Origin of the sequence: Thermanaeromonas sp. C210, assembly GCF_013167955.1 — a bacterium.
Classification (GTDB): domain Bacteria; phylum Bacillota; class DSM-521; order Neomoorellales; family Neomoorellaceae; genus UBA12545.
Genome location: NZ_BLWF01000001.1, coordinates 81,729 through 96,808, shown reverse-complemented (window position 1 = coordinate 96,808; position 15,080 = coordinate 81,729). Strand labels below are relative to the sequence as shown.

Here is a 15,080-nt window from a genome sequence, read left to right as displayed (position 1 = left end):
ACTCAGTGTGTGCACCCGGCATACCCTGCCGATTTTTCTACATTATACCACCGGGCAGCAGCCCCTACAATCCCGCAAGGCGCCTTAAGACCGCGGCGGTCTGGGCCCGGGTAAGGGAAGACAGGGGGGACAATACATCCGGGGCCGTCCCCCGGAGCAACCCGGCGGCAAAGGCCCGGGCCAGAACCTCCCGGCTCCAGGAAGGCGCCTGGTGCCAATCCCTGAAGGGGAGGTCAAGGGCCGGGGAAGGTGCCCGGTCGCCCAGATAGCGCACCAGGAGGGCGGCGGCTTCGGCCCGGGTAACGGGGAGGCCGGCCCGGAAGGTGCCGTCTTCAAAGCCCACCACAAGGCCCCGCTCACGGGCGGCGGCCACCACCCCCCGGGCCCAGGAGGGAATCTCGGCCGCATCGGTAAAGGGCAGCTCGGGGGAAGGCGCCACCGGCCAGCCGGCCAGACGGACCAGCAGGGCTACGAACTCCGCCCTGGTAACAGGCAGGTCCGGCCGGAAGCTGCCGTCCTCAAAGCCCGCCAGGAGGCCCTGCCGGGCCAGGAGCCGGATGTCCTCCTCCGCCCAGTGGCCGGCAATGTCCCAGAAGGAAGGGCCGCCGGGGCCCAGCTCCACCCTGGCGCCGGTTACGGCTCCAGTGCGCCGGTCCAGGGCCACCAGGAGGCAGGTTTCTCCCGCGGGGCCCGGCTCTATTTCATGGGCGAAGTAGCCTCCGGCGCCGGGGATCACGTCCTCCCGTCGTCCGTCTTCACGGTAGAGGTAAAGGCGGTCGGCGGTAGTGGTGCCGCCCAGGTACACCCCCTCGCCCCGGCCGATCACCGAAAACTTGAGCTCCGGGGGCGGGGACGACGCAGGGACTTCGGCCGCCACCTGGGCGAGCACCGGGGTGCCGGGGGCTTGGAGGTACACCACCTGGGCCGTGAGGCCCGCCGGGAGGTCCTCCACCGGGACCGGGTAGCCCCCCAGGGTCACCAGGGTGGCCCGGGAGGCGGGGTAGGAGGTGCCGTCGGCCAGGCGGAGGAGGCCGTCGTCGCGGTCCCAGCCCGCCAGGACGCCCTTCTTCTCCCCGGCCACCGGGGCCACGTCAATCCGCCATATCTCATCTTCTTGGGGATCCAGGATTACCCGGACCCAGTCGCCGGGGCTGACGGCCTCCCGGCCCGCCCAGAGGCCCCAGCGGTAAATATGGGCCGCGGACCCTAGGCGCAGGAGGTGGAAGTCGTTACGGCTGTCGATTAGGTATAGAAGGTCCCGGTCCCGGCTGACGTAAATCACCCGGCCGTAGAGGACCCGGCTGTAGGCCCGGAGGGCCACCGCGGTGTCCGCCTCCGGCAGGGTGACGGCCCGGACCCAGTCGCCCGGCTTTAACTCTTCAAGCCCCGCCTCGCGGCCGTCCCGCTCCAGGGGGGCTCCGGGGAAAACTTTGAGGGAGGCTCCGGTTTCCAGCACCAGCCGGCCGGCGGAGGCATCTACGGAGGCGATGCGGCCCACCACGAGGTCCCGCTTTACCGCCAGGTACACCACCTCCCCGCTCCGGGAGGATAGGGCCAGCTCTACGGCCATCCCGGGCCATATCTGCTCCACCTCACCCTTGTCCGCCGCCCCGAAGGGCAGGTCGGCCAGGGCCGAGCCGTGCAGGCGGTCGGCGAAAGAGACGGCTACCCGGGAGGAAAGGCGGTAGATCTGATCGTCGTGGAGGAGCCGCAAGGTGTTCTCCTCCGGGTTCACTTCGGCCACCAGCCCCTCTTTCAATACGGCCCGGGCCTCCACCGTCCAGAGGGTGCCCGTGGAAGGATTGAGGGTGGCGGAAACGTCCACGCCGGGAGGGAGGCTTTCCAGGTCGGCAGGCCGGCCGTCCAGGAAGACGTTGCTCCCGGCCGCGGGATTAAGGTAGAACCCGCCTTCCCGCAGCTCCCGGCCGATCTCCACCAGCATGTCCCCCCGGGAGGTGGCCAGGGGCTGGAGGCCGGCTCCCTGCCAGGTGGCGCCCACAACGTAGACGGTGCGGCTGCCCAGGTATACGTCGGCCCCGGGCAGGAGGTGGTCCTTATCGGCGGGCACCCTCTGCCCGTCCACCACATTTATGATGTTCCCGGCCGGCCATTCTATTTCCCGGCCGTCGCTCAGCCGGAGCTTCCCGGCCGGAGAAAAACCGGCCAGCACACCCCGGGGCAGGAGCTGGCCGTAGGCCAGGGCGAAATCCTGGCGGGGCGAGCCCGAGCCCGCCACCGCGCCCTGGGCGACAGCCGAGGCGATGACTTTGATGGTGTAGTGTCCGGCGGGGGGTTGTGTTATGTAAATTTGTTCTACGTTGTTAAGGCGGTCGGGCCGGCCCTCCCCGTCGGCGTCATTGCCCAGGTATTCCCGGCCGTCGGGACCGATCACCACCAGGTCCAGGTCGTTGACCAGAGCCCTGTCCGCCCCGGCCGGCGCAGGAGGGTCGGTCCAGACCAGGGTCACCTTGAGGGGCGCCTGGGGATTGGTTATCTCTAGTTCAAACTCGGCCGTTTCGCCCTCTTGCAGGCCGCGAACCTCGTCCGCAAGCTGCATGGCGCCCTCTTCCAGGGCCAGGACGGTGCCGGCCAGGTCTAGGAGGCCCCAGGCGCTGCCGGGCGGGTCGGACCCGGAAGCCGCGGGCCGGGCGCCGTTGATGAGGGCCGCCTTAAGAAGGGCGGCCGAGGGTTCCTGTATTCCCTTCTCCTGGAGGTACTGGCGCAGGAGGGCGGCCGCTCCCCCGGCCACGGCCGCGGCCTGGCTGGTGCCGCTCTGCAGGCTGTAGCCGGAGTGGGCGGGGAAGTTACCCTCCACCAGGCGCGAGCGCGGGCCTACCAGGCCGGCCCCCGGGGCCAGGAGGTCGGGCTTTAAGCGGCCGTCCCCGGCCGGGCCCCGGCTGGAAAAGAACGCGGGAGAGGAGGCGTCCTGGGCGTCGGGGCTTAAGGCCGGGCGGACGGACTGGGCCGCCCCCACCACCAGGGCGTTCTTGCTGTTGGCCTCGGCGGTTAGCGTCCCCGCCACGGGGCCCCCGTTGCCGGCGCTGAAAATGGGGAGAAAGTCGAGGTGGGAGCGGACAAAGGCGTCCACCTGGCGGCTGGAGGAGGAGTACCGGTTAGAACCTCCACCCCAGCCGTTCACGTGGACCCGGACTCCGGCAGCGTAGGCGGGCCGGAAGAGGTCCTCCAGATCCGGGGGAACGGAGATTTTACCCTCCTCGTCCAGCAGGGCCTGAAAGTAGAGGCCGGCATCCGGAGCGATGCCCCGGTACTTGCCCCCCGAGGCGGCCCCGGTGCCCGCTATGAGGCCTGCCAGGTGGGTGCCGTGGCCCGTAGGGTCGTCGGGCACGCTCCGGCCGGCCCAGCTCTTGAGCATGACCACCTTGGGGAAGGCGCCCGGGGAGGACTGCAGGTCGGGATGAATGTCGTCGGGGCGACCGGCGTCCAGGCCGCTATCGGCCAGGCCGATGATCTGGCCGCGGCCGGTCAGGCCTTCGGGCAGAACCACCCCCGGTGCCGCGACCGCTCCGACACCGGTGAGGTGGGCCGCCCGGTCGCTCAAGAAAGATGTATTCGTCCGAATATGTACGCGCAAAGTCCAGGTCAAAAGGAAAAGGCCCAGCAGGGCCAGGGCCGCTTTGACCCTTGGAGGGCCGCCGGTTTTTCGCCGCATGGGGACCTCCTTGCATGGTGGGGGTAGTCGGGAGCCTTCTTTGCCTGGTAAAGCAGGGGAGGCCTGCCTTAAGGTGCAGGCCTGGCATCCTTGATACGGGCCTTAAGGGCCTGTCCCCCTACCTTCAATATAAACTTCGGAAGGGCCAGCACCCTTTTGACCCTCCGGGGATCCTGGGCCACGCGGTAAAGCCACTCCAGGCCCAGGCGCTGCATCCACCGGGGGGCCCGGGACACCTCCCCCGCCAGGACGTCCAGGGTACCGCCCACCCCCATGGCCACCGGAATGCCCAGCTCCTTAAGGTGCCGGTCGATCCAGTATTCCTGGCGCGGCGATCCCAAGGCCACCAGGAGAACGTCCGGCCGCGCCTGCCGCAGCCGGGCCAGGAGTTCCCTCTCTTCCGCCGGGGAAAGGTAGCCGTGGGCGGTACCGGTGATGGCCAGGGAGGGGTACCGGGCGAGGAGCCTCTCCCGGGCTTTTTCGGCCACGCCGGGAGCGGCGCCGTACAAAAAGAGCCGCCATCCCTCCCGGGCGGCCCGAGCGGCCAGCCCTTCCACCAGGTCCACGCCGGCCACCCTCTCGGGCACCGGCGAACCCAGGAGGCGCGAGGCCCAGACGACGCCGGCGCCATCAGGAGTTACCAGGGCGGCCCGGTTGATGATGTCCCTGAGCAGCGCGTCCTCCGAGGCACGGTAGGCCATCTCGGCGTTGAGGGTGACGATCTGGTGAGGCCGGCCCGAAGCTATGAAGTCGCGAATTAAGTCCAGGGCCCCGGCCAGGGTGGGCCCGTCCAGGCGGCAGCCCAGTATCCGGCGGACCGGCCCGGTGCAGGACATGGGCGCTCTACCTCCCCTTCAGGCCGGGAATGGAGTTGAGGACCTCTTCTAGCTTCTCTTCGTCGATGACCCAGTAGCTGATCCCATTGATGTACTTGCCCTCGCCCGGGACCGTGTGGGTCACCACGGTGCTGCTGTCCAGGTCTTTGAGGAACAAGGCCAGGCTGACCATCTCCGCCGTGCTGAGGTTGGTCTGCACATATTTGTTGAGGTCGCTCACCAGGCGGGGTATTTTGGGGATGGTGCTGAGTTTAAAGGCCTGTTCCAGCATGGCCTTGAGGAATTTCTGCTGGCGGCCTATGCGGGTTATGTCGCCTTCCGGGTCGTTGCGAAAGCGGACGTAGCTCAAGGCATCCCGGCCGTTTAAATGCTGGAAGCCGGCCTGGAGGTCAATTCCCTCCTCCGGGTAGTACATGCGCTTATCTACTTCGATATCCACCCCGCCCAGGGTGTCCACTATTTTTTCAAAGCCCTGGAAATCCACCTCCACATACTTGGCAACCCTCGTACCCAGGAGGCTGTTTACGGTTTCCATGAGGAGCTCGGGCCCCCCGAAGGCGTGGGCGGCATTGATCTTATCCGAACCGTGACCGGGAATTCGCACGTAGCTGTCCCGGGGGATGGAGAGGATATCTATCCGGCGGCCGGCCTCATCCAAAAAGGCCACCATTATGGTATCGGAACGGGAGGGCTCCTTTTCCTGCCTGGCGTCCACCCCTATGAGGAGCACGGCGCGGGGAAGGATCCGGGGTTCTTCCGGAGGAACAGGATCGGTGGTTCCCCCCAGGGCCGTGGGCGCCCCCAGCCAGTGGGCCGCCAGCCGGTAGCCGGCCAAGCCGAACCCGGCAAAGGTTATGAGGCTGAGGAAAGCCAGGATCAAAACCCTAAAAAAGAGGCTTCCCCTCCTGGCCGGACGGGCCTGGTCCTGAGCCTCTCCCCAAAATTCTCTATCGGTATATCCGTTTTTCATGTGTTAAGCCTCCTACGGCAGCCCCGGTCAGAGGTGGCAGGGAGCTAACCGGGCCTCTGCGGTCGGCCGGAAACCTCAGTTGATGAGGGTAATGGTAATGGCCCGCGCGGCAGCGTGCCAGCTAACCTCAGCCCCCAAGCCCTGGCTCACCACCCGCAGGGGGACCATGGTAATCCCGTTCACCAGGCGGGGCGCTGACGGCAGCGTCTCCATCACCCCGTTAATATCGGCCTGGAGGGAACCTGGCTTGAGGACAACCTTGCGGGATCCCAGGGCATAATTAACCTCCTGGGACCGGCCGTCGTAGCTGACCGCAGCCCCCAGGGATTCTCCCACAAAACGGAAGGGTACCATGGCGGTACCGCTGGCCGCGTCCTGGAAGGGGGCCACCGGGAGCTCGACCGGCGTGCCGTTGACAAAGGCGGTCCGGCTCCCGATGGTCAGGATAACCTGCGTGGCGCCGGCGGCCGGCGCTTCTGAGAGCTTCTTCTTAAGGGCTGCCAGCTCCCCCTCCAGGGTGTTGAGGCGCGTTTGGGCCTGCTCCAGGGCTTTCTGGAGCTGCTGTATTTTGTCGTCTACATAAGACTTGGTCACCAGGGGATCCTCGCTGCTGCCAGGAAGGGGACCCCCGGCGTGTACTTCCCGGCCACCCCAGTAACCGTCCGCCAGGTACCAGCCCAGGGCCAGGATGAGGGCGGCCGCAAACCACAGAATCCTGCGCTTGCTCTGCACTCTTCTCCCACCCACTAAGGGTGCAGCGCCGTTTCTTCCCGGCCTCGGCCGGGGACGCTGCTGCCTCCCTTCTACCGGAACTGAATCTCTCTTCGACACAAAAGCCCATATTCCTTCCGCCTCCGGCCGGAGGGCTCCGGAAAGGCGGGGACTTTCCACCGTTAAAAAGAACAGACCGGTAAAGCATATTTTTCATACTTTTTTTTCAAGAAATAATTCACAAAGTCTCGTCCTTTATGCTATAATAATTAGGAGAGAAATTAGAGATACTTAATATCGAACCTCTTCTTGAAGGGAGGGTACTTCTGTGAAGGACATCCAGCGCAGTCTCCTCCGTGAGAGAAGGGCGCTCCTGGAGCAGTGGGTACATGCTTCACCCCGGGACCGCGCCGAGATCCTGGTGCGGATCATGGACATCGACGAGCAGATCGAAGTAGGCAAGACCAAGCATCCCCGCCTGCCGAAGCGCAAGGTCGTCTAGGCCGGGGAGTAAGGGCGGCGCCGGATGTTTCCACGGCGGCTGCCCTATTTTTTATCGCGCGGGTCGTCTTCCCCGGCCCTCCTTCAGCCGGCAGGGCCGGTAGGGGAGGGCGGCGGGTGAGTTTACATAAAGCGTCGGATTTTCCGGCAATCGGGCTACAGGCCCGCCCGGGGAACCGTTCCTTATGGCGGCTCCTGAGCACAGGGGCCGCCGGGTTAGGTATTGGCCGGCCGGGGCCTTTCGCGGCCGGGCGCCCGGGCGGTTTTCCCCCGCGGACGGGTCAGCCGGTGTCCGGGCAACTATGGTAATTCTCCCCTGCGGCCGGACCGGCCCGCAGGCCCCACCTCCGGCCGGATGCTCCGCCCCGAACCAACCCGCAGCCCGCGCCTCGGGCTGGATGCTCCCCCCGCTCCGGGCCATCCCGGAGCCCCTGCTTCAGGAGCGTCCCAGGCCGTACAGGAGGACGTCCCGCACCCCCCGTACCAGGCCTTCCACCCCCTCCCTGCTCTCCTCCCGGTCCAACTCGCCCTTCACCAGCAGGTAGTAGCCGAGGGCCCCCAGGGTGTGGAGGATGACGGCGGCCACCAGCTGGGGCTCCAGGGGGCGCATTTCCCCGCCTTCTATCTTCCGTCGGGCGTACGCGCTCAAATGGGCCACGATCTGCTCCTTTATGTCCCAGAAAAACCGGGCGCCTTCCTCCCCCAGGAAGGGATGGTCGGCGAGGAGGATCTGGGCCAGGAGGCGGTGCTCCCTCATGAACTCCACGGCGTCCCGGAAGAGCCGTTCCAGGAAGGCGGCCAGAGGGAGGTCCGACCGGCACAGGGTCCGAAGGTAGCGGGAATGGGTGGTAAAAAGGTAGGCCACCATCTGGCGGAAGAGCTCCTTCTTGCTGGGGAAGTATTCGTAGAGGGTGCCCTTCCCCACCCCGGCTTCCAGGGCGATTTCTTCCATCTTGGCCTGTTGATATCCCCGCGCCGCGAAGACCCGGGCTGCGGCCCCCAGGATGCGGTGGCGCTTATCCTCTTCTCTGCCTACTTCGCCGAACAGCATACCCCTTCGCCTCATTTCTCCCCAGGCTGCCCGGGCGGACCGCATTCCGAACTCCATCCGGGCCTCCCTAAAGGGGCCGGGACCTCAGGCCCCGAGCCCGGCCCGGCGGCGCAGCCGGGGCAGCTTCTGTATCAGGTCTTCGAGAACGGTGTAGAGCACGGGCACCAGCACCAGGGTCAGTACCGTCGAAGCCAGCAGCCCTCCGCTTACGGCCGTGGCCAGGGGAGCCTCCATTTCGGAACCCTCGCCCCGCCCTATGGCCAGGGGCAGCATGGCCAGGATGGTGGTGAAGGCGGTGAGAAGAATGGGCCGCAGGCGCGTGGCCCCGGCGGTGAGAACGGCTTCCTCCCTGGGCATTCCCTGCCTGCGCAGGAGTTTGATGTAGTCCACCAGCACTATGGCGTTGGACAGGACTATGCCGGCCAACATGATCACGCCGAGGAAAGCGGTGACGCTGAAGGTGCGGCCGGTAAGCAACAGGGCCAGGACCACCCCCGTCAGGGAGACGGGGATGGAGAACATAATTATAAAGGGGTCAAAGAGGGACTCGAACTGGGCGGCCATGATCATGTACACCAGGATCACGGCCATGAGCAGGGCCACGCCCAGCTGGCCGAAGGTTTCCAGGAGCATCTGGTTCTGGCCCGTATACTCTATCTCGTAGCCCGGCGGCAGGTTGATCTGCTCCATCCGGGCCGCCACGTCCCTCATGACGTCCCCCAGGGGACGGCCGGTTATATTGGCCGTTACGCTGGCCACCCGGTCCTGGTTGTACCGGTTTATGGTGGTGGGAGTGGTGCTCATGCGGAACTCGGCCACCTCTTTTAAGGGCACCTGGGCCCCCGAGGGGGTGGGGATTAAGAGGTTCTCGAGATCCGCCAGGTCCTGCCGGGACGCGGCCGGGAGCTGGACCCGGACGTCGTACTCGTCTCCGCCCACCCGGTAACGGGTGGCCACCTTGCCGCCCACGGCCGTGGCCACGGTGTTGCCGACTTGGGCGGCGTTCAGGTTAAACAAGGCGGCCTTCTCGCGATCCACCACTACTTCCACTTGTGGACGCCCGCGGGTGAAGGAGCTTTCCACGGCGGTAGTACCGGGCACTGCGGCCACCGCCCGGCGGACCTCCTCCGACAGGGCTTTCAAGGTGTCGAGGTCCTCGCCGTGGATGTCCACCTGCACGGGCGCCTGGCTCATACCGCCGGCGCTCATTAGGGCGGAGACGGCGGTCACCGTAATCTTGGCGCCGGGAATTTTCTGGACCTTCTCCCGGATGGCGGCGGCCACCTCTTCGGAACTCCGGCGGCGCTCTTCGAGGTCCACCAGGGTCACGTTTATGCTGGCCATCTCCGGCGTCTCGCCGGCAAGCAATTGCACCTGGCCCCCGGAACCGCCCACCACCTGGTAGATGCTCTTTACTTCCGGCTCTTCCCTGACCAGGGCCACCACCCGGTCCGCCACTTTCTGGGTTTCCGATAAGAGGGTCCCTTTGGGAAGTTCTACGGTTATGCTGATGGAGCCTTCATCCGCCGGGGGAAGGAACTCAACCCCCACCGCGGGGATGAGGGCCACGCCGGCCAGGAAGATGGCGGCCGTCAACAGGAGGACGGCCTTGCGGTGGCCCAGGCTCCAGACCAGGACGCGGCGGTAGAAGTTGCTCAGGCGCACCAGCCAGGCGCCGGAAAGGATGGCGTGGCGCCAGTCCCGGGCCGTCTCCTCTTCCCGGGGCAGGGGGCCGGCCAAAATGCGGGCGGCCAGCATGGGAGTCACCGTCAGGGCCACCACCAGGGAGGCCAGGAGGGAAAAGGCCACCACTAGGGCCATGGGGGTGAAGAGCTGGGACGCCAGCCCCTCGATGAAGGCCACCGGCAGGAAAACGGCCACCGTGGTCAGGGTGGCGGCCACTACGGCGTTGGCGACCTCGAGGCTGCCGTTTATGGCCGCGGTTTCGGGGTCCTCGCCCAGCTGGCGGTGGCGGTAGATGTTGTCAAAGACTACTATGGCGTCGTCTACTATCCGGCCGATGCCCAGGGACAGGCCGCCCAGGGTGATGATGTTGAGGGTTAAGCGGTCGAAGTAAAGGAGCACGAAGGTGGTGATTACCGACACGGGTATGGTCAAGCCTATCACTAGGGTGGACCGGATATTGCGCAGGAAAAGCAGGATCAACGCCATGGCCAGGAGGCTTCCCACGAACATATCCCGGTAAATGGCGTTGATGGCGGACTCGATGTATTTGGCGGTATCTATTACCGGCTCCACGACCACGCCCCGGGGCAGCTCGGAGGACATCTCCTGGAGGGCCTTTTTAACCGCCCGGGAAATGGCCACGGTGTTGCCGGAGGTCTGTTTTTGGATGGAAATGCCCACCGAGGGCCGGCCGTCCAGCAGGGCCACGCCGCTGCGCTCGGCCTGACCGTCCCGTACTTCGGCCACATCCCCGAGGCGCACCGTGGCACCGGTGGGGGTGGTGAGGGTTACCTGGCGGATCTGGTCCAGGTCCTCAAATTCTCCCGTTACCCGGACCAGCACTTCCTTGCCCGCATCTTCCACTTTGCCGGCCGCAAAGGTGGTATTTTCCATCTGGAGGGCCTGAAGGATCTGGGTGAGGGACAGCCCGAAGGCCTGGAGGCGTTCGGGGAAAACCAGGACCTGGATCTCCCGGGTCAGCCCCCCGGTTATGTCCACGGCCGCCACTCCCTCCAGCCGTTCCAGGCGCCTCTTGATTACGTTTTCGGCCAGATCCTTGAGGCTTTGTTCATCGGTTTCGCCCCGGACGGCCAGGGTCATGACCGGCATCATATTGGGATCCATTTTAAAGACCGTGGGCTTATCCGCCCCGTCGGGCAGCAAGCCCTGGATCAGGTCGATCTTTTCCCTCATGTCCAGGGTGGCCATGTCCATGTTGGTCCCCCACTCGAACTCCAGCACCAGGATGGAGGTCCCCAGCATGCTCATGGACCGGATATTCTTTACGCCCTGCACCGTGCCCAGGACGTCCTCGAGGGGTTTAGAGATGGTCTTTTCTACTTCCTCGGGGCCGGCGCCAGCATAGCTCGTTATCACCGCGGCGTAGGGCAGGTTCATTTCGGGCAAAAGATCAATGGGCAGGCGAGTCAAGGCGACCACGCCCAAGAGCAAGGCCACCAGAACGGCCATGGCTACGGCTACGGGGCGTTTAACGGCAAAGCGGATCCAGTTCATCCCTGGGCCCCCTCGTCTACCACTTCTACCGGTTGCCCTTCACTTAAGAAATCCTGACCCTTGACTACAATGGCCTCGCCCTCGGAAAGACCCTCTTTTATCTCCACCCGGCTGCCGTCGGCCACCCCTGTTTTAACGGGGCGCCCCACCGCCCGCCCGTCTTCCACGGTGTAAACTATGTCCTGGCCGTCCCGGTTGATGACGGCATTCTTGGGCACCACCACAACGTTTTCGGCCCGGAGGGTGGGATAATACACGGTGGCCGTCATGCCGGGCTTAATCCCCTCCTTTTCGGTCTGCAGGGCGGCCTTAACCGCATAAGTCCTCGTACGCTGGTCGGCGGCGGGGCTTACGCTGGTTATGGTCCCCTTGACCTCCGCCCCGGCGGCCGGGACCTCAACTCTGATCTCTTGCCCCTGCTTCAGATATACGATGTCCTGCTCGGTCACCTGGAAGGCGACTTCCAGCCGCTCGTCGGCCACCAGGACCACAATGGGGCCCTGGGCTATTTCCCCCGGCTCCAGGAGGCGGGCGGATATTACGCCGTCCCGGGGAGCCCTTACGTAAGTGTTCTCCAGGGCCACTTCCGCCTGGCGAACCCCGGCCTCGGCGCTGGCCGCCTGGGCCTCAGTCCCCGCCAGCTGGGCTTCGACGGATTTGAGGCTGGCCCGGGCGGCTTCTACCTGGGCCTGGCTGACCTCCCAGGCCGTCTGGGCCTGCTCCAGCTGCTGCTGGGATACGGCCCCGGCCTCGAAGAGGGACTTCATCCTCTCCAGATTAGCCTCGGCGGTGGCCGCGTTGGCCTCCGCCTGCCGCAGACCGGCCTGGGCCTGCTCCCGGGCCGCTTGGAGCTGCTCCCGGGCCGCCCGAACCTGCTCCAGACCGGCCCGGGCCTGGTCCAACCTGGCCCTTATGTCGTCGTTCTCCAGCTCGGCGATGAGGTCGCCCTTGCGGACCCTGTCCCCCACCTGGACGTAGACGTCCGCTATGCGGCCCGTCGCCAGGGCCACCACGTTTATCTCTTCCGCTCCCTGGATGGTTCCGGTGGTGCTGGCTTCTTTGACGACCTCCCCTCGCTCGGCCCGCCCCAAAGCCACGGCCACCCTGGCCTCCTGGGCTTCGGGCACGGACCCCCGGCCGCAACCCGCGAGAAGAAAGGCCGCCAGGAACACCAGGAGATTTATGTAGGCGATGTGCCGGAGGGTGTTGCGTCCCCATGTCATTTCCCTTTCCCCCTCGTGCTTCCCCCGTCTCTCGGCTGAAGGCCCCTACCGACCGACCGACCGGTCGGTCGGTAGGGGCACAAAAATATTATCCTCCACGGGATAAGGCCTGTCAATGAGGCAGCCGCCTGGCGCATCCCCACTTTTGAGCCTAGGTCTGCTTGGCTTTCGCTCGCAAAGGCCTCCCTCGCGGGCCAAACTAGCACTCAGCCTAAAAGCTTAAGGCGGACTTCCCAGCAAATTCGACATCCTGTCTCAATTCCCGGCCTCGGCCGTCCATGGCCTCGGATCCGCCTCCGCTTTCGACTTCGTGAAGTTTGGCAGCCGCGAAGGCTTGTTCGCCCGCTTTCCAGCCAAGGCAGGCCTCTACCCCAAAAAGTGGGGATAACTCAGGGCAGTCGCCCCGAGTATCCCGCGCCGGGATACCTCAGTGCAGGCGCCCGCGATGTGTCCCCTGCCCGGGGCCAGGCCTGCCCCGGCCGCCAGGGGAACCGCCGGACGTGAGGGCGGCCAAAACTTCGCGCAGCGGAAGGGGGAGGCCGACCCGGAGCCGGGAAACACGACGGCCCGGACCACCCACAAGCGTCCCGGCCGGGAACGGCGGGATGTGCGACGCGGGCCGCGAAAGCCCGGCCCGCCGGGCCTTCCCGAAAAAATCCCCCCGACAAGCTCTACCCCCGGCCGACGGGCTGGAGGGGCGAGGCCTACCGGGTCGAAGGGAAGGCATGGCGAGAAGCGTTGCCCTTGAGGGCGTCCAGCATAGTGAGGGCCTTGCCCGTGCCCCGGGCCACGCAGAAAACGGGGTCCTCGGCCACATAGACGGGCAACCCCGTCTCTTCGCTCAGGAGCCTGTCCAAACCGTGGAGGAGGCTGCCCCCTCCGGTCAGGACGATGCCCTTGTCCAGCAGGTCGGCGGCCAGCTCGGGCGGCGTGCGCTCCAGAACTTCCTTTACGGCGCCCACCACCTGCCACAAGGGCTCCTGGATGGCCTCGAAAACTTCTTCGCAGGTGACGGTGACCGTCCTGGGCAGGCCGGTGACGAGGTCGCGGCCGCGGATGTCCATTTCCCGGCCCTCGGTCTTGGCGGGGAGGTAGGCCGTGCCTATATGTATTTTAAGCTCTTCGGCGCTCCTTTCGCCTATCATGAGGTTCTTTTCCCGCCGGAGGTAGCGTACGATGGCTTCATCGAACTTATCCCCGGCCACCCTGAGGGACTGGCTGCAAACAATTCCCCCCAGGGATAGTACCGCTACGTCCGTGGTGCCCCCGCCGATGTCCACCACCATGGAGCCGCTGGGCTCCGCAATTTCCAGCCCGGCTCCCAGGGCCGCCGCCACGGGCTCCTCTATGAGGTGGGCCTCCTTGGCCCCGGACTGCATGGCAGCCTGGCGCACCGCCCTCTCCTCCACCCCGGTGACGCCCGAGGGAATGCAGACCATGACCCGCGGCTTGATCCAGCTCTTCTGGCCGCCGCAGGCCTTGGCAATAAAATAGCGGAGCATGCGCTCCGTATAGTCGTAATCCGCGATGACCCCGTCCTTTAACGGCCGCAGGGCAATGATGTTGCCCGGGGTGCGCCCCAGCATGCGCCGCGCCTCTTCTCCCACGGCGATAATGCGGCCGCTCTCCCGCTCCAAGGCCACCACGGAGGGTTCGCTCAAAACTATGCCCCGTCCCTTCACGTACACCTGGACGGTGGCCGTACCCAGGTCGATTCCCAAGTCCTGGCTCAGGCCGAGCATGGCTAGTATCTACTCCCCCTCCGCTTTTTTCCCTCCGAAGGCAAATTATGGTCGTAAGTCCTCAAGTGTATTATTCTGCAAGCACAGGAGAAATCCTCTTTTCTTTGTACTTTTTTCGCGTGGCCTCTCCCCCCCGGAGGTGCCGCTCGGCCTTGTTCTGGTCCAGCACCCGGCGGACTTCCCCGGCCAGTTGTTTGTTCAGCCGCGGCAGGCGCTCGGTTACGTCTTTATGTACGGTGCTCTTGCTCACCGCAAAAACATTAGCCGCCTGCCGTACAGTACAATTGTGCTGCACGAGGTAGGCGGCTATTTTCAGCACCCGCTCGCGGATGTGGTCCTGCATGGGACAGCCTCCCTTATCCCAACTCCGCTATAATTTTATTGGGAGGCGGCCCAAAAAAGACCAGGTTATTGCAGGTAAGGCGCCGGGTCTACAGCCCTGCCATCTTTTAGCACTTCCAGGTGGAGGTGCACCGGTGTGCTCGCCTCCTGCCGCCCGGGATGGCCCAGGGTGCCCAGGACGTCGCCGGCCTCAATCCGGGCCCCTTTGGCTACTTTGATAGAATCCAGGTTGGCATAGGCCACCTGGTAGCCGTTGCTCGCATCCACCACCACGCGGTAACGCCAGTCTTCGCTGTATTCCACCAGGGAAACCGTACCGCCCGCGGCGGCCCGCACTTCCTGCCCGGCTTTCCCTTCCAGGTCCAGGCCCCGGTGGAAGCGGTAGTCCCCGAGGGCCGGAGCCCAGGCAAAGCCGAAGGCCGTCAGGGTCTTCCCCTCCACCGGCCGCACGAGGGTGAACTCCTCCTGCCGGGCCGCGGGAGCGCTCTCATCTTCTTCCGTTGCCGCGGCAGGGTGAGCACCACTCTTCCCTTGGAGCTCCTCCGGCACGCTCTCCGCGCCGCTCAGGGGCTCCCGGGGAAGGGGTTTGGCCACCGGCCCCGCCGGCCCTTCCACGGGGAGGGAGGGGGGCTTCTGCCCTCCCCGGAAAACGGCGTCGTTGGTGACCAGATAATAGGCGCCCGCCAGGAGGGCGGTGAGGAAAAGGAGATAAAGTCCTCTGCGCTTCAAGATGCGCCCCACCCGGCCGAGGTGGGCGGTGCTCCTCCGCAGTATTTCCCAGAGCTTCTGCGCCACATGTATCACCTCGGCCAGATTCTGCCCCATTCCCCGGC

The 15,080-nt window shown here is 65.6% G+C and carries 11 protein-coding genes; 1 reads left to right on the top strand and 10 read right to left on the bottom strand.

Features of this window, described 5'->3' with window-relative positions; all coding sequences use genetic code 11:
• Positions 1-64 precede the first annotated feature (64 nt).
• The 4 genes from TAMC210_RS00500 to TAMC210_RS00485 all read right to left on the bottom strand — a co-directional run bounded on the left by TAMC210_RS00500 (position 65) and on the right by TAMC210_RS00485 (position 6,208).
• The gene (locus TAMC210_RS00500; RefSeq protein ID WP_173296868.1) at positions 65-3,670 is read right to left on the bottom strand and encodes a S8 family serine peptidase; all 3,606 of its coding nucleotides are present in this window, start codon (positions 3,668-3,670) and stop codon (positions 65-67) included.
• Positions 3,671-3,738: 68 nt separating this feature from the next.
• Positions 3,739-4,506, bottom strand: coding sequence for a WecB/TagA/CpsF family glycosyltransferase (locus TAMC210_RS00495; RefSeq protein WP_173296867.1), 768 nt, complete (start codon positions 4,504-4,506; stop codon positions 3,739-3,741).
• Positions 4,507-4,513: 7 nt separating this feature from the next.
• On the bottom strand, positions 4,514-5,476 hold the full coding sequence (locus TAMC210_RS00490) for an LCP family protein (RefSeq protein ID WP_173296866.1): 963 nt from the start codon (positions 5,474-5,476) through the stop codon (positions 4,514-4,516).
• A 75-nt stretch (positions 5,477-5,551) separates the two neighbouring features.
• Positions 5,552-6,208: a stalk domain-containing protein gene (locus TAMC210_RS00485; protein WP_173296865.1), complete on the bottom strand. Its 657-nt coding sequence runs from the start codon at positions 6,206-6,208 to the stop codon at positions 5,552-5,554.
• Between the two features lie 307 nt (positions 6,209-6,515).
• On the opposite strand from TAMC210_RS00485, the gene TAMC210_RS00480 reads away from it, so the two are divergent.
• Positions 6,516-6,689, top strand: coding sequence for a hypothetical protein (locus TAMC210_RS00480; protein WP_173296864.1), 174 nt, complete (start codon positions 6,516-6,518; stop codon positions 6,687-6,689).
• 435 nt (positions 6,690-7,124) lie between these two features.
• Here the strand turns inward: TAMC210_RS00480 and TAMC210_RS00475 are convergent, their stop codons facing one another.
• The 6 genes from TAMC210_RS00475 to TAMC210_RS00450 form a co-directional block, all read right to left on the bottom strand.
• A complete protein-coding gene (locus TAMC210_RS00475) occupies positions 7,125-7,796 on the bottom strand; it encodes a TetR/AcrR family transcriptional regulator (RefSeq protein ID WP_173296863.1) in 672 nt (223 codons plus the stop codon).
• A 27-nt stretch (positions 7,797-7,823) separates the two neighbouring features.
• Positions 7,824-10,940, bottom strand: a complete 3,117-nt coding sequence (locus TAMC210_RS00470) for an efflux RND transporter permease subunit (protein WP_173296862.1) — start codon at positions 10,938-10,940, stop codon at positions 7,824-7,826.
• Positions 10,937-12,163: an efflux RND transporter periplasmic adaptor subunit gene (locus TAMC210_RS00465; protein WP_173296861.1), complete on the bottom strand. Its 1,227-nt coding sequence runs from the start codon at positions 12,161-12,163 to the stop codon at positions 10,937-10,939. The genes TAMC210_RS00470 and TAMC210_RS00465 overlap by 4 nt, the downstream gene beginning before the upstream one ends.
• Positions 12,164-12,867: 704 nt before the next feature.
• Entirely contained in the window at positions 12,868-13,905 is a 1,038-nt protein-coding gene (locus TAMC210_RS00460; RefSeq protein ID WP_173296860.1) for a rod shape-determining protein, read from the bottom strand.
• A 70-nt stretch (positions 13,906-13,975) separates the two neighbouring features.
• Entirely contained in the window at positions 13,976-14,248 is a 273-nt protein-coding gene (spoIIID, locus tag TAMC210_RS00455; protein WP_173296859.1) for a sporulation transcriptional regulator SpoIIID, read from the bottom strand.
• Between the two features lie 65 nt (positions 14,249-14,313).
• A complete protein-coding gene (locus tag TAMC210_RS00450; protein ID WP_173296858.1) occupies positions 14,314-15,072 on the bottom strand; it encodes a M23 family metallopeptidase in 759 nt (252 codons plus the stop codon).
• Positions 15,073-15,080: the final 8 nt, after the last annotated feature.

Bases quoted from the DNA above. Each gene is read 5' to 3' on its own strand.
- TAMC210_RS00475 (WP_173296863.1), bottom strand. From the start codon at position 7,796: ATGGAGTTCGGAATGCGGTCCGCCCGGGCAGCCTGGGGAGAAATGAGG.
- TAMC210_RS00490 (WP_173296866.1), bottom strand. From the start codon at position 5,476: ATGAAAAACGGATATACCGATAGAGAATTTTGGGGAGAGGCTCAGGAC.
- TAMC210_RS00470 (WP_173296862.1), bottom strand. From the start codon at position 10,940: ATGAACTGGATCCGCTTTGCCGTTAAACGCCCCGTAGCCGTAGCCATG.
- spoIIID (WP_173296859.1), bottom strand. From the start codon at position 14,248: ATGCAGGACCACATCCGCGAGCGGGTGCTGAAAATAGCCGCCTACCTC.
- TAMC210_RS00465 (WP_173296861.1), bottom strand. From the start codon at position 12,163: ATGACATGGGGACGCAACACCCTCCGGCACATCGCCTACATAAATCTC.
- TAMC210_RS00450 (WP_173296858.1), bottom strand. From the start codon at position 15,072: ATGGGGCAGAATCTGGCCGAGGTGATACATGTGGCGCAGAAGCTCTGG.
- TAMC210_RS00495 (WP_173296867.1), bottom strand. From the start codon at position 4,506: ATGTCCTGCACCGGGCCGGTCCGCCGGATACTGGGCTGCCGCCTGGAC.
- TAMC210_RS00460 (WP_173296860.1), bottom strand. From the start codon at position 13,905: ATGCTCGGCCTGAGCCAGGACTTGGGAATCGACCTGGGTACGGCCACC.
- TAMC210_RS00500 (WP_173296868.1), bottom strand. From the start codon at position 3,670: ATGCGGCGAAAAACCGGCGGCCCTCCAAGGGTCAAAGCGGCCCTGGCC.